General features: G+C 68.7%; 27 protein-coding genes. 7 read left to right on the plus strand and 20 right to left on the minus strand.

The window, feature by feature from the left end; translation table 11 throughout:
* The first annotated feature begins 22 nt into the window (after positions 1-22).
* A complete protein-coding gene (locus GVO57_RS06540) occupies positions 23-226 on the plus strand; it encodes a hypothetical protein (protein WP_160592478.1) in 204 nt (67 codons plus the stop codon).
* Positions 227-229: 3 nt separating this feature from the next.
* Here GVO57_RS06540 and trmB read toward each other — a convergent pair whose 3' ends face one another.
* From trmB to GVO57_RS15410, 5 genes are all read right to left on the minus strand, one after another.
* On the minus strand, positions 230-910 hold the full coding sequence (gene trmB / locus GVO57_RS06545) for a tRNA (guanosine(46)-N7)-methyltransferase TrmB (RefSeq protein WP_160592479.1): 681 nt from the start codon (positions 908-910) through the stop codon (positions 230-232).
* A 75-nt stretch (positions 911-985) separates the two neighbouring features.
* Positions 986-1,420: a hypothetical protein gene (locus GVO57_RS06550; protein WP_160592480.1), complete on the minus strand. Its 435-nt coding sequence runs from the start codon at positions 1,418-1,420 to the stop codon at positions 986-988.
* Positions 1,421-1,544: 124 nt separating this feature from the next.
* Positions 1,545-2,744, minus strand: coding sequence for a methionine adenosyltransferase (gene metK, locus GVO57_RS06555; protein WP_160592481.1), 1,200 nt, complete (start codon positions 2,742-2,744; stop codon positions 1,545-1,547).
* A gap of 68 nt (positions 2,745-2,812) precedes the next feature.
* Positions 2,813-3,550: an apolipoprotein N-acyltransferase gene (gene lnt, locus GVO57_RS15405; RefSeq protein ID WP_327785550.1), complete on the minus strand. Its 738-nt coding sequence runs from the start codon at positions 3,548-3,550 to the stop codon at positions 2,813-2,815.
* Entirely contained in the window at positions 3,445-4,374 is a 930-nt protein-coding gene (locus GVO57_RS15410) for a hypothetical protein (protein WP_327785551.1), read from the minus strand. Before GVO57_RS15410 ends, lnt begins: the two co-directional genes overlap by 106 nt.
* A gap of 53 nt (positions 4,375-4,427) precedes the next feature.
* Here GVO57_RS15410 and GVO57_RS06565 point away from each other — a divergent pair, with 53 nt between their 5' ends.
* From GVO57_RS06565 to GVO57_RS06575, 3 genes are all read left to right on the plus strand, one after another.
* Complete coding sequence (locus GVO57_RS06565; protein ID WP_160592482.1) at positions 4,428-4,847, plus strand: hypothetical protein; 420 nt, start codon at positions 4,428-4,430, stop codon at positions 4,845-4,847.
* Positions 4,844-5,260 (plus strand): VOC family protein, encoded by a 417-nt coding sequence (locus GVO57_RS06570; RefSeq protein WP_160592483.1) that lies wholly within the window; start codon positions 4,844-4,846, stop codon positions 5,258-5,260. The genes GVO57_RS06565 and GVO57_RS06570 overlap by 4 nt, the downstream gene beginning before the upstream one ends.
* A gap of 76 nt (positions 5,261-5,336) precedes the next feature.
* Entirely contained in the window at positions 5,337-5,864 is a 528-nt protein-coding gene (locus GVO57_RS06575) for a PEPxxWA-CTERM sorting domain-containing protein (RefSeq protein ID WP_160592484.1), read from the plus strand.
* Between the two features lie 106 nt (positions 5,865-5,970).
* Here GVO57_RS06575 and GVO57_RS06580 read toward each other — a convergent pair whose 3' ends face one another.
* The 13 genes from GVO57_RS06580 to GVO57_RS06640 form a co-directional block, all read right to left on the minus strand.
* Positions 5,971-7,299 (minus strand): PQQ-dependent sugar dehydrogenase, encoded by a 1,329-nt coding sequence (locus GVO57_RS06580; RefSeq protein WP_160592485.1) that lies wholly within the window; start codon positions 7,297-7,299, stop codon positions 5,971-5,973.
* Positions 7,300-7,727: 428 nt separating this feature from the next.
* Positions 7,728-8,621: a hemolysin family protein gene (locus GVO57_RS06585; RefSeq protein WP_160592486.1), complete on the minus strand. Its 894-nt coding sequence runs from the start codon at positions 8,619-8,621 to the stop codon at positions 7,728-7,730.
* Positions 8,622-8,625: 4 nt separating this feature from the next.
* Positions 8,626-9,171 carry an rRNA maturation RNase YbeY gene (gene ybeY / locus GVO57_RS06590; RefSeq protein WP_160592487.1) on the minus strand — a complete coding sequence of 182 codons (546 nt, stop codon included), beginning with the start codon at positions 9,169-9,171 and terminating at the stop codon, positions 8,626-8,628.
* Positions 9,172-9,174: 3 nt separating this feature from the next.
* Entirely contained in the window at positions 9,175-10,170 is a 996-nt protein-coding gene (locus GVO57_RS06595; protein WP_160592488.1) for a PhoH family protein, read from the minus strand.
* Between the two features lie 15 nt (positions 10,171-10,185).
* A complete protein-coding gene (gene miaB / locus GVO57_RS06600) occupies positions 10,186-11,502 on the minus strand; it encodes a tRNA (N6-isopentenyl adenosine(37)-C2)-methylthiotransferase MiaB (RefSeq protein ID WP_160592489.1) in 1,317 nt (438 codons plus the stop codon).
* Positions 11,503-11,513: 11 nt separating this feature from the next.
* Positions 11,514-12,263, minus strand: a complete 750-nt coding sequence (locus GVO57_RS06605) for a lysophospholipid acyltransferase family protein (protein ID WP_160592490.1) — start codon at positions 12,261-12,263, stop codon at positions 11,514-11,516.
* Between the two features lie 44 nt (positions 12,264-12,307).
* Positions 12,308-12,733, minus strand: coding sequence for a Fur family transcriptional regulator (locus GVO57_RS06610; protein ID WP_160592491.1), 426 nt, complete (start codon positions 12,731-12,733; stop codon positions 12,308-12,310).
* Positions 12,734-12,800: 67 nt separating this feature from the next.
* A complete protein-coding gene (locus GVO57_RS06615) occupies positions 12,801-13,214 on the minus strand; it encodes a MucR family transcriptional regulator (RefSeq protein WP_160592492.1) in 414 nt (137 codons plus the stop codon).
* A 132-nt stretch (positions 13,215-13,346) separates the two neighbouring features.
* On the minus strand, positions 13,347-13,823 hold the full coding sequence (locus GVO57_RS06620; protein ID WP_233281515.1) for a GNAT family N-acetyltransferase: 477 nt from the start codon (positions 13,821-13,823) through the stop codon (positions 13,347-13,349).
* Positions 13,820-14,461: a tRNA (adenosine(37)-N6)-threonylcarbamoyltransferase complex dimerization subunit type 1 TsaB gene (tsaB, locus tag GVO57_RS06625; RefSeq protein ID WP_160592493.1), complete on the minus strand. Its 642-nt coding sequence runs from the start codon at positions 14,459-14,461 to the stop codon at positions 13,820-13,822. The genes GVO57_RS06620 and tsaB overlap by 4 nt, the downstream gene beginning before the upstream one ends.
* 7 nt (positions 14,462-14,468) lie before the next feature.
* Entirely contained in the window at positions 14,469-15,056 is a 588-nt protein-coding gene (locus tag GVO57_RS06630) for a malonic semialdehyde reductase (protein ID WP_160592494.1), read from the minus strand.
* Between the two features lie 34 nt (positions 15,057-15,090).
* Positions 15,091-15,657 (minus strand): NifU family protein, encoded by a 567-nt coding sequence (locus GVO57_RS06635; protein ID WP_160592495.1) that lies wholly within the window; start codon positions 15,655-15,657, stop codon positions 15,091-15,093.
* A 283-nt stretch (positions 15,658-15,940) separates the two neighbouring features.
* A complete protein-coding gene (locus tag GVO57_RS06640) occupies positions 15,941-17,305 on the minus strand; it encodes a M20/M25/M40 family metallo-hydrolase (protein ID WP_160592496.1) in 1,365 nt (454 codons plus the stop codon).
* Between the two features lie 281 nt (positions 17,306-17,586).
* Here GVO57_RS06640 and GVO57_RS06645 point away from each other — a divergent pair, with 281 nt between their 5' ends.
* The gene (locus GVO57_RS06645) at positions 17,587-18,897 is read left to right on the plus strand and encodes a DEAD/DEAH box helicase (protein WP_160592497.1); all 1,311 of its coding nucleotides are present in this window, start codon (positions 17,587-17,589) and stop codon (positions 18,895-18,897) included.
* A 67-nt stretch (positions 18,898-18,964) separates the two neighbouring features.
* On the opposite strand, the gene GVO57_RS06650 is transcribed toward GVO57_RS06645, so the two are convergent.
* Both GVO57_RS06650 and ispH read right to left on the minus strand, forming a co-directional pair.
* Positions 18,965-19,600: an Npun_F0296 family exosortase-dependent surface protein gene (locus GVO57_RS06650; RefSeq protein ID WP_160592498.1), complete on the minus strand. Its 636-nt coding sequence runs from the start codon at positions 19,598-19,600 to the stop codon at positions 18,965-18,967.
* Between the two features lie 141 nt (positions 19,601-19,741).
* Positions 19,742-20,617, minus strand: a complete 876-nt coding sequence (gene ispH / locus GVO57_RS06655) for a 4-hydroxy-3-methylbut-2-enyl diphosphate reductase (protein ID WP_233281547.1) — start codon at positions 20,615-20,617, stop codon at positions 19,742-19,744.
* On the opposite strand from ispH, the gene GVO57_RS14910 reads away from it, so the two are divergent.
* Both GVO57_RS14910 and GVO57_RS06660 read left to right on the plus strand, forming a co-directional pair.
* Positions 20,549-20,725: a hypothetical protein gene (locus GVO57_RS14910; protein ID WP_233281516.1), complete on the plus strand. Its 177-nt coding sequence runs from the start codon at positions 20,549-20,551 to the stop codon at positions 20,723-20,725. The genes ispH and GVO57_RS14910 overlap by 69 nt on opposite strands.
* Before the next feature lie 74 nt (positions 20,726-20,799).
* Positions 20,800-21,450, plus strand: a complete 651-nt coding sequence (locus GVO57_RS06660) for a hypothetical protein (RefSeq protein ID WP_160592499.1) — start codon at positions 20,800-20,802, stop codon at positions 21,448-21,450.
* The last annotated feature ends 188 nt before the right edge of the window (positions 21,451-21,638 follow it).

Genomic DNA, 21,638 nt, shown 5'->3' on the forward strand with positions numbered 1-21,638 from the left:
AAATCTGCTGAGTTAGATGGGCATGGCGATGACCGCCGGTAGTCCCGCTGGGGATGCCGCGCCCGCCGACACGCTGCCCGAGGCGGAGGACATATTTTATCTGTGCGCGCCGCAGATGCGCCTTGCCATGTTCCGCAGCTGTGCCGAACATGAAACGAACGACGAAATCAGAGGCTTGGCGCGTTTGGCAACTTTCCGCGCAGCGGCGTCGAGAATGCCGGGCTGACGGTCACACGCGCAGATAGCGGAAATACCAGACTTCATGGCCCTTGGTGCGGGCCTTGGCCTCATAGCGCGTCTGGGGCCAGTCGTCGGGCCGGGTCAGGAAATCCTGCGCGGTTGCCGCCTGCCAGACGAAATCGCGGCGCGCGTTCATGATCATCATCGACCAGCGGCAATAGGTCGGATCGTCGGTGCCCAGCCGGAACTCGCCGCCGGGCCGCAGCTTGGCGGCGATCAGGTCGAGCGGGCCGTGATTGACCATCCGCCTTTTGGCATGGCGCGCCTTGGGCCAGGGATCGGGGTGGAGCAGATAGACACGCTCCAGGCTGTGGTCGGGCAGTCGTTCGAGCACGCCCAGCGCATCGCCCATGTGCAGGCGCACATTGGCCAGCTCCTCATCCTCGATCTTGGCGAGCGCGCCGACGACGCCGTTCAGAAACGGTTCGCAGCCGATAAAGCCATGGCCGGGCCGCATCGCCGCCTGCGCGGCCAGATGTTCGCCGGCCCCGAAGCCGATCTCGAACTCAAGCGGCCGGGGTGCGCCGAACAGGCGCTGGGCGTCGAGCGGGCCATCCTCCGGCACGGCGACGCGCGGCAGCGTCTCCTCGACGAGCAGCGCCTGGCCGGCACGCAGCTTGTGGCCCTTGGCCCGGCCGTAAAGGCGGCGGATCGAAAGCGGATCGGTCATCGCCGCGACGCCTATGGGCAGTCGCGCGGGCAATCAAGGCCGGATGGCAAGGCCGGATGCCGGCATCGCTCGCGATCAGCGCGGGCGATAGACCGAGCCGTCATGGCTGAGGATGACGGGCGCATCCGCGCCGGTCACGCGCAGGTCGCGCCACTGGCCGGGGACCGCACGGCCGATCACGCGCAGCTGACCCTCGCCGCGCGCCAGCAGCTGCCAGCCCCCGCCACGCGCGCGGGCCAGAACCGCATGCAGCCAGCCGGTCCGCGGCGCGCAAAAACGGCTGCGTTCGGTGACAATGGCTTCGGGACGACCGTCGCCGTTCAGATCGACCGCGCGGATCGTGGCGCTGACCGGGCCGGGATCGTCGGCGCACAGCACCCAGGCCGCGCCGCGGCGCACGGCGCCGGCGGCCTTCAGGATCTCGGTCCGCTCGGCAGGGCTGAACCCTGCTGCGGGCGGGCGCGGGGCCGCCGCAAGGGCGGCAAGGGTGATCAGGGACATGAGGGCCATGCCCGACCCTAGCAGAAGCGGGCGGCGCACGCAGCAGACGGCCGGAAGGGAAGGGGCGGCGTCACGCCCGCATCGGCACCACCATGGCCCGCCGGTGCGGTGGCCGCACCGGCGGGGCAGGGGATCAGGCCAGAGCGGCCTTCAGCTTTTCAACCAGATCGGTGCGTTCCCAGGGGAAGAAATCGCCCTCGGGGGTGCGGCCGAAATGGCCATAGGCGGCGCTCGGGCCGTAGATCGGCTTGTTCAGCCCCAGATGGGTGCGGATGCCCTTGGGCGTCAGCCGGACGAGCGTCGGCAGCACCGCTTCGATGCGGGCTTCATCGACGGTGCCGGTGCCATGGGTGTCGACATAAAGCGACAGCGGCTCGGACACGCCGATCGCATAGGACAGCTGGATCGTGCAGCGCCGGGCCAGACCGGCCGCGACGATGTTCTTCGCCAGATAGCGCGACACATAGGCGGCCGAACGGTCGACCTTGGTCGGATCCTTGCCGGAAAACGCGCCGCCGCCATGCGGGGCCGCGCCGCCATAGGTGTCGACGATGATCTTGCGGCCGGTCAGCCCGGCATCGCCGTCCGGCCCGCCGATTTCGAAGCTGCCGGTCGGGTTGATGTGGAACACCGTCTCGTTGGTGACGAAGCCCTGGGGCAGCACCTCGGCCACCACCTTCTTCACATAGGCGTGCAGCTCGGCTTCCTTTTCGCCCTGGTCATAGCCCGGCTTGTGCTGGGTCGACACGACGATGGCGGTCGCCGCGACCGGGCGGCCATTTTCAAAGCGCAGCGTGACCTGGCTCTTGGCGTCCGGCTCAAGGAACGGCGCGGTGCCGGCATGGCGGTCGGCGGCCAGCCGGGCGAGGATCTTGTGGCTATAGTCGAGCGTGGCCGGCATCAGGTCTGGCGTTTCGTCACAGGCGAAACCGAACATGATGCCCTGGTCGCCCGCGCCCTCATCCTTTTCGGCGCTGGCATCGACGCCCTGCGCGATGTGCGCAGACTGGCCGTGCAGATGGTTGTGGAACGCAAATGTCTGCCAGTGGAAGCCGTCCTGCTCATAGCCGATGCGCTTCACCGTCTCGCGCACCGTGCGCTCAATCTCTTCCTCGGCGCCCGGTGCCCAGGCCCCGTTTTCATAGACGCCGCGGCAGCGGATCTCGCCGGCCAGCACGACGCGCTGGGTCGTGGTCAGCGTTTCGCAGGCGATGCGGGCTTCCGGGTCCTTGGACAGGAACAGATCGACGATCGCGTCGGAAATCTGGTCGGCGACCTTGTCGGGATGGCCTTCGGACACCGATTCGGACGTGAAGAGATAGGTGGAGCGCATGACGGATCCTGGCTGTGGGCGCGGCGGTGAGGCCGCATATAAAGACATGTTTATGTCTTGCATCGCCCTTAGCGGGCGCGACGTGCGCTGACAATCGCCAATCCGCCGAGGACGAGGGCCACCATCAGCGAAAGAAGGTTACCAAGCCGTGCAAAGGCGGTCGGCGGCAGCGGCCGGGGCAGATGGCCGTCAATCACCCCCATCGTCCTGTGCGGCAGCCGGGCGATCACCTCGCCCGACGGGCCGATCAGCGCCGAAATCCCGGTCGGCGTCGCGCGCACGACCGGCAGCCCTTCCTCGGCGGCGCGCAGCCGCGCCTGCGCCAGATGCTGGGGCGGGCCCCAGCGCCCGAACCAGGCATCGTTCGACGGGTTGAACAGGAAATCGGGCCGCGCCGCCCGCGATGCGACCGCGCCGGGGAAGATGATTTCATAGCAGATCTGGAATCCCGCCCGGCCAAAGCCCGGCAGGTCGAGCGAGGCGGGGCCGGGGCCGGGCCAGAAATCCAGATCGCCCGGCACCAGCCGCGACAGTCCGAGCGGTTCGAGCAGCGCACGCATCGGCAGATATTCGCCATAAGGCACCAGATGGGCCTTGTCGTAGCGCCCCAGGATCCGCCCGTCCGCGCCCAGCACGAACACGCTGTTGCGCCCGCCGACCGCGCGCCAGCCCTTACCATATTCCAGCGCAACCCCGCCGGTCAGCAGCAGGTCGCGCGGGCCCAGCCGCCGCGCCAGCCAGTCGCGCAGGCCCTGATCCTCGGCCAGATAATAGCCATTGTCGATCGCCGCTTCCGGCCAGAACACCAGCCGGGGCGCGGGCCGGGGGTGCCGGTCAGCCGCGCGAGCGTGCGGAAATGGTCGATCTGCGCCGCTTCGTCATGCTTGGCGGCCTGATCGATATTGGGCTGGACGATCCGCACCGCCGGGCCGCGCGCGACCTGCGCCGGGGCAAGCGGCAACAGGGCGAGCGCGACGAGGAGAAGGGCGGGGAGAAGGGCGGGCAAAGCCGGCACGCGCCGCTGCCAGCCCGTTCTCCCGGCCGCGCGCCCGAATGCCGCGGCGGCCAGCGCTGCGGCCGCCACCGTGATCCCGCCCAGGCCATGGGTGCCGATCCAGGGCAGGACGGCGGTGAGGCCGGGCGTATCGGCCCAGATGGCGGCGACCGGGTTCCAGGCAAAGCCGGTGAACAGATGCGCGCGCAGCCATTCGGCGGCGATCCAGCTTGCCCCGAGCGCGAGGCCGAAGGCGTATGGATGCCGCCGCGCCGGCCAGGCGGCAAGCGCGGCAAGGCCGGGGAACACCGCCAGATAGACCGACAGCAACGCCACCGCCGGATAGCCGAACCAGTGCGGCATCGCGTCCTGATAGGTAAAGGCATGGGCGATCCAGTTCAGCCCGAGCGTGAACTGCCCCATGCCGAATGCCCAGCCGCGCGCCCAGGCGCTGCGCCGGCCGGGCGCGGTGCCGACCAGCAGGGCGAACAGGCCAAGGCTGATCAGCGCGACCGGCCACCAGCCGAGCGGCGCAAAGCCCGTTGCCGATGCCGCGCCGGCGGCAAGTGCTGCCAGCAGCGCCGCGCGCGTGGACAGGATGGCATAGCCGGCGGCGGGAGGAGCGGGGATGCGCACGGCGCCCGCATATCGCCCTTGCCTGTGACGATTGCAACGCGGCATCAGGGGCCATGATCCAGTTGCTGCTGCCGCTTCTCGTCCAGGCCATGCCGGTCAATCCGGCCCCGGCTGCCCCTGCCGCCATTCCGCCCGCCCGCGCCGCTCAGGCGCGGTGTCTGGCGGTGCTGGCCATCGTCGCCAATGCCCAGCGCAGCGGTGTCGCCGCCGCCAAGGACCTGCCCTCGCTCGAGGAGGATGGCGCGCGCTTTGCCGAGGTGGTCGGCGAAGCGATTGTCAGCGAAACCGGCATGACGCGCGAACAGGTGGGTGCGCTGCTGGGCCGCGAGGTCGAGACCGTGATCGCGCTGACGCCGCTGCCGATTGCCGAGGCGCGGACCTGCCTGCTGATGGCGCGGATCGTGGCGCCGCCGCCTGCCCCCGCAGCCCCGGCCACCGGCCCGGATACCGGCAGGCGCGGGGGCGCGCTGTGATCCGGCCGTTCCACCTTGCATTTCCGGTGCATGATCTGGCCGCGGCGCGCGCCTTTTACGGCGGCGTGCTCGGCTGTCGCGAGGGGCGGAGCGCCGATCACTGGATCGATTTCGACCTTTATGGCCACCAGATCGTCGCGCATCTGAGCGAGACCGCAAGGGCAGCGGAGGCGACCAACCCGGTCGATGGCCATGATGTGCCGGTGCCGCATTTCGGCGTCGTGCTGACCATGGACCAGTGGCAGCAGCTGGCCGATCGCGTGGCGGCGGCGGGGATCGCGTTCGGCATCGCCCCGCATATCCGCTTCAAGGGTCAGCCGGGCGAGCAGGCGACGATGTTCTTCCGCGATCCCAGCGGCAATGCGCTGGAGTTCAAGGCCTTTGCCGACGACGCGATGCTGTTCGCGACCTGACAGGGCCGTGCCGGGCAGCGTTTTCGGCCAGATGAAGCTGTGATAGTCTTCCCTTGGTTAAAAAGGGGGAAGTCAAATGCTGATCAGGCGCATCGTCGCATTTTTTCTGATGGTCTTTGCAGCCACCGCGCCGGCGCGCGCGGCGGTTGAAACGATCACTCTTTATTCCGACTGGACGCTGTTCACCCACTTTGGCGGCGTGGAGGCTTATCCGGGTTCGGGCGGTAAAATATACCGATTTGATCTTGTATCTATGGACTTCCGTCCTTCGGTTGATGGGGTTTTGCAGGTTCGTTCTGACGACTGGTGGGGAGATGGTTTCCTGATCCGGGAGTTAAAAGTTAATGCCGGACAAATCTACTCTCTGAGCTTTGCTCCGGGTGACGCGGCAGGCGAAGCTTATTGGTGGGCTAAAGTGGAGTTGTTTGAACCGCGTGGCATTCGGCGGCCCTTTGAAATCAGGAATTTTGTCTACACCCGCGAGGCGACCGGCGCGTTTATCCCCGAGCCGCAGACCTGGGCGCTGATGCTGCTCGGCTTTGGCGGTGTGGGCGCTGCGCTGCGCCGCCGACCGGCGGTGCGCCTGCGCGCCGTTGCCGGCTGACGGACTGGCCGTCAGCCGGGTGAGCGGCAAGCTTCGGGGCGGCCGATCCGATTGCATTCGGATTGGCCGCTCTCGCCCGGCTCGAAAACGCCCTGAGCGGTTCCGCTTACCGGCTCACCCGCCAGATGCGGTTGCCGACATCGTCGGCGACGAGCACTGCGCCCTTGCCATCGACAATCACCCCGGCGGGGCGGCCGCGCGCCTTGCCATCCTTGGTCAGGAACCCGGTCAGCAGGTCAATGGGCTTGCGATCCTTGACCGGCCAGCCATCGGCCCCGAACGGCACGAATACGACCTTATAGCCCGACGCCGGCTTGCGGTTCCACGAGCCGTGCAGGCCGACAAAGGCCCCGTTTTCATAATCCGGCCCCAGATCGGCGCTGGTCGCAAAGGCGATGCCGAGCGGGGCGACGTGCGGGCCGAGCGCATAATCGGGCCGCTTGGTATATTCGAGCAGGTCGGGCCGTTCGGGCCGGACGCGCTTGTCGACATAGCCGCCCCAATAGCTCCACGGCCAGCCATAAAAGGCCCCGAACTCGACCTTGGTCATATAGTCGGGCGGGCCGTCGCCGCCGATCATGTCGCGTTCGTTGACCGTGGTCCACAGCCCGCCCTTGATCGGTTCCCAGGCCAGGCCATTGGGGTTGCGCAGGCCGCTGGCATAGATGCGCTGGCTGCGCGTCGCCGGATCGACCTCGAGGATCGCGGCGCGGCGCTCTTCGAGCTCAAGGCCGCGTTCGCCGATGTTGCTGGCCGAGCCGACGGTCACATAAAGCCGCTTGCCCGCCGGGTCGGCGATCACGTTGCGCGCCCAGTGATTATAGCCGCCGGGCAGGTCGACGACCTTTTCGGGCCGCGCGGTGATGCGCGTGTCGCCGGTGCGATAGGGCAGGACGACCAGCGCATCGGTGTTGGCGACGTAGAGCCGGTCGCCGACCAGCGCCATGCCGAACGGCGAGTTCAGCCCCTCGACCAGCACCGAGCGGGTTTCGGCCCGGCCATCGCCATCACGATCGCGCAGCAGGGTGATGCGGTTCGCAGATTTGCCGCCCGCGCCGGCACGGGCGAACAACAGGCCCATGATCCGGTCGACCAGCCCGGTCTGCGGGCGCGGCGGCGCGTTGGTTTCGGCCACCAGCACATCGCCATTGGGCAGCAGCGTCATCCAGCGCGGATGATCAAGCCCGGTGGCAAAGGCCGTGACCTTGAGGCCGGGCGCGGCCTTGGGCGTCTCGTTGCCCCAGTCGGTCGGTTCGGCGATGTTGATCACCGGCACCAGCTCGGTCGCGGGCGGCTGGATGCTTGGTTTGACGCCGGCAAGATCGGTTTCGGCCAGCCGGGCATTGTCGCGCCCGGTGTAGAGGATGAGGCCGATGACAAGCGCGGCAAGCACCGCGACGGCGAAGATGAGGGGGCGTCGGATCCGGGCGAACATGGCTGCGGTCTAGAGCGATTCCGGGCGCAGTGGAACCACCCGATGCTGCGCGGAGCAGGACGGGGCGCAGCAGGGCGGGGCGGAGCAGCCAGGATTCGGCTGGATCAGCAACACAGGATGATCATCGGGGTTGGCGCACCGGCACGCGAACCGGGCTAAGGAAAAGGTGCCGCCGGCCAGGGGTGTGAGGGGCCGGCGGCACCATCCGGGCACAATGCTGCGCCCGGCGACCCGAAGGACGTTGACCGCCTTCGTAACACTGCCCCTGCCACCAACCGGGGCGGCAGGGAAATAGCTTTCGTTAACGTCTGTGACGAATTGGTTTCATCAGCCGCAGCCGATTCTGCAAAGCTTTGCAGTGCCGGGACAGGGCGGCCGGTGGCAAAGTTGCGGCCGGTGGAGCGGCAGGCTCGGCCAGCTGGAACCGATCAGGTGCTCTCCGCCGGCGCATGCAGGCGGACGCGCGTGACGTGGCGCTGGTCCCCGGCCACGACCTCGATCCGCCAGCCGCTCGCATGTTCGACGATCTCGCCCGGCTGCGGCACATGGCCGGCGAGCACGAAGGTCAGCCCGCCCAGCGTGTCGACATCCTCTTCGACCTCGGCCAGCCGGGGATCGAGTTCGGCCGCGACATCCTCCAGCTCGGCACGCGCATCGGCGTCCCACACCCCGTCGCCTAGCGCGATCAGCGCCGCGACCGGGGCCTCGTCATGCTCATCCTCGATGTCGCCGACGATTTCCTCGACCAGATCCTCGATCGTCACCAGCCCCTCGGTGCCCGAATATTCATCGACCACGATCGCCAGATGGGTGCGCGTCGCGCGCATTTCGGCGAGCAGGTCGAGCACGCCCATCGATGTCGGCACATAGCGCGGCTCGCGGATCAGCCCGGCAATGCCGTCCGGGCGCGCACCGCCGGTCGCAAGGATCGCGAACACGTCCTTCACATGCACCATGCCGACAACGGTATCCAGGCTGCCGCGATAGACGGGCAGGCGGCTGTGCCCGGCCTCGGCAAAGGCGGCGACCACGGCATCGAACGATGCCGCTTCGTCGATGGCGATAATGTCGGCGCGCGGCACCGCGACATCGCGGACATTGCGCTCGCCGAAATGCAGCAGGTTGCGCACCATCTGCCGCTCGATCTGGCTGAGGTCGCCGGCCTCGGCCGGTTCGCCCTCATGTTCCTCGATCGCTTCCTCGATCTGGTCGCGCAGCGTGGGTTCGCTGTCCGCGCCGAAGAGCATGTCGCGCAGGCCCTTCCACAAGCGGCCACCACCGGTCTCGCCGGCGTGGCCGTTCCTACTGGAATCCTCTGGCATCTGGTTACGGTTCGTCCCTGTGATAGGGCGCGTGCAGGCCGAGCGCCGCCATGGCTTCGCCCTCCAGCGCTTCCATGGCGTCGGCCTGGGCCGCGTCCTGATGGTCATAGCCTAGCAGATGGAGCAGGCCGTGAACAATCAGGTGGCTGGCATGGGCGCCAAGGCTCACGCCCTTTTCGGCCGCTTCGGCCGCGCACACACCGTGTGCCAGGATGATATCGCCCAGCAGCACCTCGCCATCATCGGTGTTGGTGTCGGCGCTGGCGATCGCCGCGATCAGGTCGGGCGGCAGCATCGGGAAGGACAGCACATTGGTCGGCTTGTCCTTCTGGCGATAGCTGAGATTGAGGTCATGCACCTCGGCATCGCCGGCCAGCCTGACCGACACCTCGACCATGGTATCGCCCGCCGCCAGCCCGGCATCGGGGGTGACGGCCAGCGCCGCGCGCACCGCGCGTTCCGCCAGCGCCTCCCAGGCCGATTCGGTGCCGGCTTCCGCGTCTCCGGCCGCGAGCCAGTCCGGCTCGACCTGCACTGCCACGTCGATCATCGATCAGGCGCCCTCGCCCTCATAAGCCTCGACAATCCGCCCGACGAGCGGATGGCGCACGACATCGGCGGCGCCGAAACGAATCATCGAAATGCCCCTGACGCCGTCCAGCCGCGCGACCGCATCGGGCAGGCCAGACTTGCCGATATCGGGCAGATCGACCTGGCGCGGATCGCCGCACACCACCATCCGGCTGTTCTCGCCGAACCGGGTCAGGAACATCTTCATCTGCATCGGCGTGGTGTTCTGCGCCTCGTCGAGGATGATGAAGGCGTTGGACAGGGTGCGGCCGCGCATGAAGGCGATGGGCGCGATCTCGATCTCGCCGCTCGCGATCCGCCGTTCGACCTGTTCGGTCGGCAGCATGTCATAGAGGGCGTCGTAAAGCGGGCGCAGATAGGGATCGACCTTTTCGCGCATGTCGCCGGGCAGGAAGCCCAGCCTTTCCCCGGCCTCGACCGCCGGGCGCGACAGGATCAGCCGGTCGACCGATCCGGCGATCAGCTGCTGCACCGCCTGGGCGACGGCGACATAGGTCTTGCCGGTGCCCGCCGGGCCGAGCGCGAAGATGATGTCGTCGCTCGCCAGCGCTTCCATATAGCGGATCTGGGTGGTCGAACGCGGGACGATCGTCTTCTTGCGGGTGCGGATCATCACCTGCGGCGGCTGGCTGACATCGGCGCGGATGATCCCGTCGAGCGTCGGTTCGGCGGACATGGCGATGACCGCGTCGAGCGTGCCGGTGTCGATCTCCTCCCCGCGCAGGATGCGGTTGTAGAGGCCGGTCAGCACGTCGCGCGCGCGCGCGATCGATTCGGCCTCGCCCTCGATCTGCAGCTTGTTGCCGCGCGCGGCGATGTAGACGCCGAGCCGGTTCTCGATGGCGACCAGATTCTGGTCGTAATGGCCGAACAGCTGGCCAAGGAGCTGAGGCCGGTCGAACACGACCTCGATGCGGCTGCGGTCGCCCGGGCGGGCGGGGGCGGGCTTACGCGACATGCCTCTCCTGTGCGGTCAAGCGGCCTCCTTCTGCGCGATCACGCCCGACAGGCTGTTCGGCCCCGCCGCGCTGATCCGCACATCCACAAGGTCGCCGATCGCGCCCTGTTCGACAACCACCGATTGCAGCCAGGGCGATTTGCCGATCAGCTGGCCGGGATGGCGGCCGGCGCGTTCGAGCAGCACGGTCGTGTCGCGGCCGACGCTTGCCAGGTTGAACGCATGCTGCTGCTGGCCGATCAGCGCCTGCAGCCGCTTCAGCCGTTCATCCATCACCTGCGCCTCGACCTGGCCGTCCATGGTTGCGGCCGGGGTGCCGGGGCGCGGCGAATATTTGAACGAAAACGCCTGCGCATGGCCGATGCGTTCGACGACCTTGAGCGTCGCGTCGAAATCGGCATCGGTTTCGCCGGGGAAGCCGACGATGTAATCGCCCGAAATCGCAATGTCGGGGCGGGCGGCGCGCACCCGGTCGATCAGCCGTAAATAGCTGTCGGCGTCGTGGCTGCGGTTCATCGCCTTCAGGATGCGGTCGCTGCCCGACTGCACGGGCAGATGCAGGAAGGGCATCAGCTTGTCGATGTCGCGGTGCGCCGCGATCAGCCCGTCATGCATGTCATTGGGGTGGCTGGTCGTGTAGCGGATGCGCGCCAGCCCCGACAGGCCGGCCATCGCCTCGATCAGGTCGTGCAGATAGCGCCCGTCATGCGCCCAGGCATTGACGTTCTGGCCCAGGAGCGTGATCTCGCGCGCGCCGGCATCGACCAGCGCCCGCGCTTCGTCCATGATCTGGCCCCAGGGGCGCGACACTTCGGCGCCGCGCGTATAGGGTACGACGCAATAGGTGCAGAATTTGTCGCAGCCTTCCTGCACGGTCAGAAAGGCGCTGGGGGCGGCGCGGCGCGCACGGCCGGGCAGGGCGCCGAACTTCGAATCGGCCGGCATGTCGGTGTCGACGGCATGGCCGCCGGCGACCGCCGTGTCGATCAGGCCGGGCAGGCGGTGATAGGCCTGCGGGCCGACGACGATATCCACGTCGCGCGTGCGGCGGCGAATCTCCTCGCCCTCGGCCTGGGCGACGCAGCCGGCGACCGCGACCAGCGGGCGGCTGCCATCCTCGCGGCGCAGGCGGCCGACCTCCGAATAGACTTTTTCCGACGCCTTTTCACGGATGTGGCAGGTGTTGAGGACGACCAGATCGGCATCCTCGCCCTCGGCCGCCGCGGTCAGGCCGCGCGCGGCCAGCATCTCGGCCATGCGCTCGCCGTCATAGACGTTCATCTGGCAGCCAAAGGATTTGACGCGGTAGGTGGACGGGGTGGGCCTGGTCATGATCGCCGGGCCTATACAGGCGCGAGGGCGTGGGCGGAAGCCGCCAGGATCCGCCGCCGCGCCTCGGTCGCCACCGCCTTGCGGTCGGGAAGGTCTGCCGGGTCGAACGGATTGAGGCATGACAGTCGCACGGTGAAGCGCCCGGGCCGGGTCAGCACGCGCCAGGCATTGGCGGGGGCCGGTTCGTCGCCCACCCAGGCCAGATGCCGCGCCGCGCCATAATCGAGGAACAGCGGCTGGACGCGGATCGCGCGCGGCGGGGGTGCGACGACTTCGAGCAGCGCCGGCTTGAACGGCAGCAGCGTCACCCCGTCGCTGGTCGTGCCTTCGGGAAAGATGGCGATCGCCTGATGGCGGGCGAGCGCCGCGCGCACCGCGCCGACCTGTCCGTGCACGCCCAGCCGGTTGCCGCGATCGACGAATACCGTGTTGTTGAGTGCGGCGAGCCAGCCGATCAGCGGCCAGGACCTGAGCCCGTCCATCGCCACAAAGGCGGTGCCGGTCGCCCCGGCGATGATCGGAATGTCGAGCCAGCTCAGATGGTTGGCGACGAACAGCACGTCGCGGTCAAGCGGCTGGCCGCGTCGTTCGACCCGGACGCCGCAGATCGCGGCGACCACCGCCAGAAAGCGGCGCGGCCAGGCCGAACGCCGGCCGAGCGCGCGGCTCGCGCCATGGGCGGCGACACAGGCCGTGCAGGCAAGCACCAGCGCGATCAGCCGCGCGACCGCCCGCATTGTGCCGAGCGTGTCAGCGCGCATGTTCGCGGCGACGTGGGCCGGCGGCGGGCGCGCGCCGGCGTGGATCAGCTTTTGGGGCGCGCGATCGAGACGCCATAAAGCTCCATCCGGTGGTCGACGAGCCGGTAGCCGAGCTTTTCGGCGATCTGGCGCTGGAGCAGTTCCAGCTCGGGATCGACAAACTCGATCACCTCGCCGGATTCGACGTCGATCAGATGGTCGTGATGCGCGTCGGGCGCGGCTTCGTAACGGGCGCGGCCATCGCCGAAATCATGGCGTTCCAGAATGCCGGCTTCCTCGAACAGCCGGACCGTGCGGTAGACGGTCGCGATCGAAATGCCCGGATCGATCGCCGCGGCCCGGGCATGGACCTTTTCGACATCGGGATGATCGTCCGCCTCCGACAGCACGCGCGCGATCACGCGCCGCTGGTCGGTGATGCGAAGTCCCTTTTCGGCGCACAGCGCTTCAACATCGATCTTGCGAGGCATGGCCGCCGTCTAACGCGATTCGCCGCCGCCCGCCAGCCGGCATGTCGGCTGGCGAAAACGCCGGCGTTCAGCGCTGGCGCGGGCGCTTGCCCAGCCCGATCTGCTTGGCGAGCGAACGGCGCTGATCGGCATAATTGGGCGCGACCATCGGATAATCGGCGGGCAGGTTCCATTTCGCCCGATAGTCGTCGGGCGTCATGCCATAATGCGTCATCAGATGACGCTTGAGCATCTTGAGCTTCTTGCCGTCCTCAAGACAGATCAGATAGTCGGGCTTGACCGACGCCCGGATCGACACCGGCGGTTCGGGGCGCGGTTCGGCGCTGGGCGCGGGATTTGCCAGCGCCGAAAGTGCGCCATGCACTTCGGCAATCAAGGTGGACACCTCGTTAACCGACAGCATATTGTTGCTGACATGTGCAGCGACGATATCGGCGGTCAGCGCGATCAAGTCGTTCTGCGAGGTGGCGTGATCGGACATGATGGCGCGACTTTCCCGGATCGGTGGATTTGCTTCGGCTTGCGCGCGCAAACTGGTGGGGCTGCGGCTATATTTCAAGCGGAAATCGATCAGTCTGCGCCGTGCTGATGCAATGATCTTGGTGACCTGACGTCAGCCAAGGCGCAGGCGGAAGGTCAGCGCGTCGAAACTCTCGCCGTCGCGGCCGCGATAATATTGCCGCCGCCGGCCCACCTGCACAAAGCCCGCCTCGCGGTAGAGCCAGGCCGCGCCATTGCCGTCGCGCACCTCAAGGTGCAGCGCGCGCGCGCCCTGGCTGCGGGCAAGATCGATGACGCGCGCCAGCAGCGCCCGGCCGATGCCCCGTCGCTGGTCCCCGGCGCGCACCGCGATCAGCAGCAGCTCGGTCTCGTCGGCGATGGTGCGCAGCATGGCAAAGCCGGTCGGGCGGTCGCCGTCGCGCGCGACGAGCAGATGGCTACCCGGCATGCCCAGGATCCCGCCGCACTGCGCCTCGGTCCACGCCTCGCCGAATCGGGGATCGAAGGCATCGGTCATCGCGACCATCACGTCGCCCAGGTCGCGCGCGCTGCCGGCCGAAATCGCCGCGCCGGTGGTCAGTCCGGTCACGCGGCGGCCGGGCGCGCATCGGGCGCGCGGCCATAGACGGGGACGGGGGGCAGGTTGGCGAGCGGCCCTGAAATCGCGATCGCCCAGCGTGCATCGGTGGCAAGCGGGTGGACCGCCCCGGTCGCGCCGGCAGCGGCCAGCGCGGCGGCACCCGATCCGATCAGCGGCCGGCCGCCACAGGCCAGCGCCGCTTCGGCGGGCGGCAGGGATGCCAAATCGGTGATCGGATCCATGCATGGCCCCGCGAACGACTGGACGAAATACTCGCCATGTCCGCCGATGATTGCAACCGCCACCTCGCCGGCCAGGCCGAGTTCGTGGTGCGCGCGCGCGGCAAGCAGGGCAAGCGAGGAAAACCCCTGCACCGGCACGCCCCAGGCCAGGCCCAGCGCCCGCGCCGCCGCCAGCCCGACGCGGATGCCGGTAAAGCTGCCCGGCCCGCAATCGACGCTCACCAGATCGGCGCGGCCGCGGTCGGGCAGGGCGGCGATCATCGGCACCAGCCGTTCGGCATGGCCGCGCCCGACCGCCTCGTGGCAATGGCCGATCAGCCGGTCGCCCTCGAACAGCGCGACCGAACAGTTGTCGGTCGCGGTTTCGATCGCCAGCCGCCGGCCATGCCGCGCTCCGTCCGCCATCTGCCGGTCAGACGATGGTGTTGAAGCGGTCAAAGCCCGGCCGGGGCAGGCGCGGGAAGATGCTCGCCGGATCGCCATGCCCGAGCGTGGAGATGAAGTTCGACCGGATCGCCGTGCCGGCGAAAAACGCCGCATCGACCGCCTGATTGTCGAACCCCGACATCGGCCCGGTGTCCAGCCCCACGGCGCGGGCGGCGAGGATGAAATAGCCGCCCTGCAGCGAGGAATTGCGGAACGCGGCGGTCTCGCGCGCCACCGGGTCGGCAAACCAGTCCTTCGCGCCTGGATTGTGCGGGAAGAGTTCGGGCACCGTTTCCGGGAAATCCAGGTCCATGCCGATGATCACGGTCACCGGCGCGCTCAGGATCTTGGGCTGGTTCTGCGCGCTCGCACAGGCGGCGAGCTTCTGCTTCGCCGCGTCGCTGGTGCACCAGATGATCCGGGCGGGCAGGATGTTGGCCGAGGTCGGCCCCATCTTCATCAGCTCCCAGATCCGTTCAAGCGTCGCCTGCGGCACCGGCTTGTCCAGATAGCCGTTATAGCTGCGCGCGCTGAAAAACAGCTGGTCGAGCGCCTGCTGCGGCAATTCGCCCATCACTTCGGTCCCCCCATGTGCGTGATCCATCCCCTCAGACCGCCTGAACGGCGGTCACTTCGGGGACATAATGTTTGAGCAGGCTCTCGATCCCGTGCTTGAGCGTCGCGCTCGACGACGGGCAGCCCGAACAGGCGCCCTGCATCTTCAGGAACACCGTGCCCTTGTTGAAGCCGCGATAGACGATGTCGCCGCCGTCATTGGCGACCGCCGGGCGGACGCGGGTTTCGATCAGCTCGCGGATCTGGGCGACGATGTCGGCATCGGCGGGGTCGTCGGCGACCTCGTCGAGGATTTCGATCCCGGCAGCCGAGCCGGTTGCGAACAGCGGCATGTTGCCCGCGAAATGATCGAGCAGCACGCCCAGCACCTGCGGTTTGAGATCCGACCAGGCGACACCGGGCGCGGCCGTGACCGACACGAAATCATAGCCGAAAAACACCCCCTCCACATCGCCCAGCGCGAACAGGGCGGCGGCAAGCGGCGAGGCCTCGGCCTCTTCCGGGGTGGCGAAATCGCGCGTCCCCATGCCCATCACCTCGCGGCCGGGCAGGAATTTGAGAGTCGCGGGGTTGGGGGTCGATTCGGTCTGGATCAGCATGGCGGCGATGTGGGGGCGAAGCGGGTGCGGATCAAGCCGCGCAGATGGTGATGCGGGTCGCGGAACGGCGGGATTGTTTGTGGTGCGGCTGACGGGGGAGAGTCTTTGTGTTTGGGAAGAACGGCACCGGGAGTTTGTCGATTGGGAAGAACGGCACCGGCCCGCTCCCCCACCCGGCCTCCCAACGGCAGGTTACGCTATGGGAGGCCGGGTGGGGGAGCGGGCCGGTGCCGCCCCTGCGCCGCAAGGCGCGCAAACAAAGGACACCTGCCCCGACCGATCCTCAGCGCGGCGTGCGGGCCAGCCGGGTCATCAGGATCGCCGCGCGCTTGGCCTGACGGCGGATGCTGTCCAGATCAACCGTCTCGCCCGGCGCATGATCGCCCCAGCTGTCGGTGCCCAGCCCCGCCAGCCCGTCGACCATGCCGGCGACGAACGAAATGTCGCCCGCGCCGCGCTTCAGCGGGTCAAGCTCCGGCATCGGCTTCAGCCCCAGATCGGCATTGACGGTGTTGAGCGCGGCGAGCAGCGCGCGGTTGCCCGGCGTCGGCGCCATCGCCGGATAGCCGCCGGGATCAAAGCTCAGCTCGGCGGTCGCGCCGGCGCGGGGGCGGGCGACGATGGCCTGCATCCGCGCCTTCACCCGCTCGGTCTGTTCGTCGGACAGGGTCCGCAGGTCGCCGCGCGCAATCGCTGTTTCAGGGATAATGTTGGTCTTGCCGGCGGCGGTCGCGCGGATGCCGTCCTTGTCCAGCGCCGCCTGCGCGCCGCCCGCGATCAGCCCGGTGTTGAAGGTCAGATTGGGTTCGGGCAGCTCGGCGCGGAACTCGGCCAGGATGCGGGCGAGCGCATAGATCGCGCCGTCGCCGGCAGCAGGGGAGAACACCCCGCTCGAATGGCCCCCCTTGGCCTTCACCCTGACGGTCCAGCTGTTCGAGCTGCGCCGCGCGATCGAGCCCCAGTCCTGGCCGTCGATCACGATCAGCCCTTCGAAATCGAGCGCGACATCGGCGCGGCGGCCGGCGGCGATCAGATCGGCGCGCGCGACCGCCACCGGATCGCCGACATCCTCCTCGTCGCCGGTCAGCACGATTTCGATATCGGCGCGGTCGAGCGTGCCCGCCGCCTTCATCGCGCGCAGCGCGGCGACCATCACCACCATGCCGCCCTTGTCGTCGCCCGCGCCCGGCCCCTCGGCGCGGTCGGTGGCACCATCCCTGGTCCGCACGAAGCGCTGGAAAGGCGAATCGGGTTCGAACACCGTGTCGAGATGGCCGATCAGCAGCATCCGCCGGCCGCGGCCATCACCCTTGTGGGTGGCGATGATGTGCCCGGCGCGCCCGGCCACGGCCATCGGCACCCATTTGACGGTGAAGCCGAGCGATTCGAGCTCCGTGCGCATCATCCGCCCGACCTTGTCGACCCCGTCGAGATTGCGCGAGCCGGAGTTCTGGTTGACCAGCCGCTCGAGCAGGGCGACATGGCGTTCATATTCGGCATCGACGGTCGCCGCGATGGTCTTTTCCGGCGCGCTCAGCCCGGCATGGGCTGGCGCGGAGAGCGCGAGCGACGCCAGGGCAAAAGCGGCGGCGGCGCGGCGCGTGAAGGCGGAGCGGGCGGGGCGGTCGGGGCGGGCGATGCTGGTCATGCCGGGGTGATAGCCCGGCCGGGCGCGAGCGCAAATGGCCCGCGCTGGGGGCGGTCAAATCGGCGACGCCTTGCTTCCGCCGCAATCCGCGCGCATATGGCTGCTGCGCGCGGGGCCTGACCCCGACAAACCGGCAGCGTGAACAGCTCGACACTGGTCGAGCCCGGCCGGTCCCAGCAGCGCTTGCCCCAAGGCTTCCCTTTTCACGCGGGTTGTCGAAACCCCCGCGATCGCGGCGTGCTTTTGCGCGTGCCGCGCACCGCCATTTGCGAAAGACGTTCATGACCCAGTTCAAAGACCTCGGCCTGGCCGAGCCGATCCTGAAGGCGCTGGCCGCCAAGGGCTATGCCGACCCGACGCCGATCCAGCGTCAGGCGATCCCGGCGCTGCTCGAAGGCCGCGACCTGTGCGGCATCGCCCAGACCGGCACCGGCAAGACCGCGGCCTTCGCCCTGCCGAGCCTCGATTATTTCTCCCGCCATCCCAAGCCCCGGCCGCTGCAGGGCTGCCGGATGCTCGTGCTGTCGCCGACGCGCGAGCTCGCTGCGCAGATCGCCGAATCCTTCCGCACCTATGGCCGCTTCCTGCGCCTGTCGGTCGAAACCGTGTTCGGCGGCGTGCCGATCGGCCGTCAGGTCAACAAGCTGCGCGCCGGCGTCGACGTGCTCGTCGCCACGCCGGGCCGGCTGCTCGACCTGATCGACCAGCGCGCGCTCAGCCTGCGCGATGTCGAGATCTTCGTGCTCGACGAGGCCGACCAGATGCTCGACCTCGGCTTCATCCATGCGCTGAAGCGGATCGAAAAGCTGCTGCCCGCGCGGCGGCAGAATCTGTTCTTTTCCGCCACCATGCCCAAGACGATCGCCGATCTGGGCGACCGGTTCCTGACCGATCCGGTCAAGGTCGCGGTGACGCCCGTCGCCTCGACGGCCGAGCGCGTCGAACAGTTCGTCACCTTTGTCAGCCAGCGCGAGAAGCAGGCGCTGCTGACCGTGATGCTGAAGGACGAGCCGATCGACCGCGCGCTTGTCTTCACCCGCACCAAGCATGGCGCCGACAAGGTCGTCCGTCACCTGCAGGCGGCGGGGATTGGCTGTGCGGCAATCCATGGCAACAAGAGCCAGCCGCAGCGCACCCAGGCGCTGCAAGCCTTCCGCCAGGGCGACATCAAGATCCTGGTGGCAACCGACATCGCCGCGCGCGGCATCGACGTGTCGGGCGTCAGCCATGTGTTCAACTTTGAACTGCCGAACGTGCCCGAACAATATGTCCACCGCATCGGCCGCACCGCGCGCGCGGGCCGGGAAGGGCGGGCGATCAGCCTGGTCGACAAGGCGGGCGAGGAAGGCCAGTGGCTGCGCCAGATCGAGCGGCTGACCAAGATCGCGCTCGCGCCGCTGCCGCTGCCCGAGGGGTTTGACCGGATCAAGGCGTCGCTGCCCCAGCCCGCCCAGACCCCGGTCAAGCCGACCGCGCAGCGCCGCCACGAACAGGCGCGCCAGGCCCCGGCGGGCGACCGGCCGAAGCGCCCGTTCCGCGGCCGGCGCGGCCCGGTCGGCGCGCATCGCGGCGCGGTCAAGAAAATGGGCTGACAGCGGTTGGGGCGCGTGCCGGACAAGGCGCGCGCCCGGACACCGGCCGGTCAGGCCATCTGCGTGATCAGGCCAGCCGGTGCTGCCGCGCACGGCCGCGCCGGCGCACGATCGCGCCGAGCAGCCCGAACCCGCCAACCATCATCGCCCAGAGCGCCGGTTCGGGCACCGGGGCGGCGGCCAGCCGGTCGATTTCGAACGAGTTCCCGCCCGATCCGAAGGTGACGCCGGCAATCTGCTGGCCCGGATCGGCGGTGAAGCGGAAACGGCCATTGGTGCGCGCCGCACTCTGATTGCCGTCGGGCAGCGCGACCAGCTGTCCGCCGGTAAAGCTCTGCGTGGCGCCGCCGACAAAGTTCAGCGTCAGCAGATTATAGCTGTCGAGCGATCCCAGATCGACCGAGAAGCCGAACACCGGCGCGGCAAAGGCGATGCGCGCCTCGCCGCCCGCCAGCACCGACAGATAGCGCGACCTGTCCCCCGCCGCCGGCAGCGCGCCATCGCCCGACGTGCCGGTCAGGAACCGGAAGCGCGTGCCGGTGACCAGAGCGTCCCGGGCCGGGTCGTTGAAATCGAACATCACCGTTTCGGTCGGCAGGATCGATCCCGCCCCCGGTTCGAACACGAATGTCGCCGCGCCGGCGGCGGCCGGCAGTGTCGTCAGTGCGGCAAGTGCGACCGCCGCCCGGTGAAGTCTGGACATCCTCTACCCCTTCATGGCCCGGCAGGGATTATCGGCCCGGCGGGTAAATAAGGGGTTGGCGATGCCGTTCCGCGCGCTGCCATGGGATGGCAGTCGCGCGGGATGAGGGCGGGCGGGCTGAAGGCCAGGCCGTGGCGGCGTTCAGGCCGCTTCCAGCCCCCGGGGCAGCTTGAACACCATGCGCTCGGTGGTCGTGGTCACTTCTTCCTCGGTGATGTCGAACCGTTCCGCCAGCCGGGCCACCACCTCGCGCACCAGAATCTCCGGCGCCGATGCGCCGGCGGTGATGCCAAGCGTCCGCACCCCCTCCAGCCAGCCGAAATCAATCTCGGCCGCGCGCTGGATCATCCGCGCGCTGATCCCCTCGCGCTCGGCCACCTCGACAAGGCGCAGCGAGTTGGAACTGTTGGGCGCGCCGATCACGAGCATGAAATCGCATGCCGCCGCAATCGCCTTGACCGCCGCCTGACGGTTCGACGTCGCATAGCAGATATCCTCGCCGCGCGGCCCCTGGATGGCGGGGAAGCGGCGTTCGAGCGTCGCCACGATCTCCGCCGTGTCATCGACCGACAAAGTGGTCTGGGTCAGATAGGCGAGGTTGGCGGGATCGGCGATGCTGATCGCCTCGGCATCGGCGACGCTTTCAATCAGCGTCATCTGCCCGTCGGGCACCTGGCCGAAGGTGCCGATCACCTCGGGATGGCCCTTGTGGCCGACGAACAGGATGTGGCGGCCCTGCTCGACCAGCCGTTCGGCCTGGCGGTGGACCTTGCTGACCAGCGGGCAGGTGGCGTCCAGATAATCAAGGCCGCGCGCCTCGGCGGTCGCGGGCACCGATTTGGGCACCCCGTGCGCGGAAAACACGACATGGGCGTCGTCCGGCACCTCGTCCAGTTCCTCGACGAACACCGCCCCCTTCGCCTTCAGCGAATCGACGACATATTTGTTGTGGACGATCTCGTGCCGCACATAGACGGGCGCGCCATGTTTCTCGATCGCCAGTTCGACGATGCGGATCGCACGGTCGACACCGGCGCAAAAGCCGCGCGGCGCGGCGATCAGGAGCTTGAGGGGGAGCGTTCAGCCATAGCGCCTGCTGTCTACGCGATTGCTTGCCCTGCTTGAAGCGCCTTCCTATGCTTTGTCGGCGATTGCCCGTTTTGAGGTGGTCCGCCCCCATCTTGTCGAGGCTTCACCCGTTGCTCCTTCGGTCCGTCCTGATCGCCGCGTCCTTCCTGTCGCTCGCCGCCTGTGCGCGCGACGGTGAACTCGATCCCACCGGCGGGATGCGCATTGCGCGCAGCCCGTGTCCCGCGAGCGGCATTCCCGCCTATACCGGCGACATCACCCTGTTCCGGGGCGCGGCCGGGCAGGCGGCGCAGCCCGACGCTGCCGCCATCGATCTGGTTGCGACCATGACCAATCTGCGCGTCGTCTGCGACGAGACCGGGCCCGAAATCGTCGCCACCGCGACGTTCGAGGTGTCGGCGCGGCGCAGCGATGCGCGCGGCGCGCGGCAGGTCGTGCTGCCTTATTTCGCGACCGTGGTGCGCGGCGGCAATGTCGTAGTCGCCAAGCGGATCAGCCGCGTGACGCTCGATTTCGCCGACGGGCAGGACCGGGCGACCGCCTCGGCGAGCGGCCAGGCGGTGGTCGCCGCCTCGGCCGCCGTGCTGCCCGAGGAGGTGCGCGACCGCATCACCCGCCGACGCCGCGCCGGCGAACAGGATGCCGCGATCGACCCGATGGCCGATCCGCTGGTCCGTCAGGCGGTCGCCCGCGCCAGCTTTGAACTGCTGGTCGGATTTCAGCTGACCCCCGAACAGCTGCGCTACAACGTCACGCGTTGAGCGCTGTGTGGGAATGCGCTGTCGCGCATTCCGCGGCACCGGCCCGCTCCCCCACCCGGCCTCCCATAGCGTAACCTGCCGTTGGGAGGCCGGGTGGGGGAGCGGGCCGGTGCCGCCCCCGCGCCAAGGGCGCGGCACAAACAACCGGGAGTGGGCCGGCACCTTCCCGCCCCGCCCCCGCGCAACAA

Source organism: Sphingomonas changnyeongensis (genome assembly GCF_009913435.1).
In the GTDB taxonomy this organism is placed as follows: Bacteria; Pseudomonadota; Alphaproteobacteria; order Sphingomonadales; family Sphingomonadaceae; genus Sphingomonas_B; species Sphingomonas_B changnyeongensis.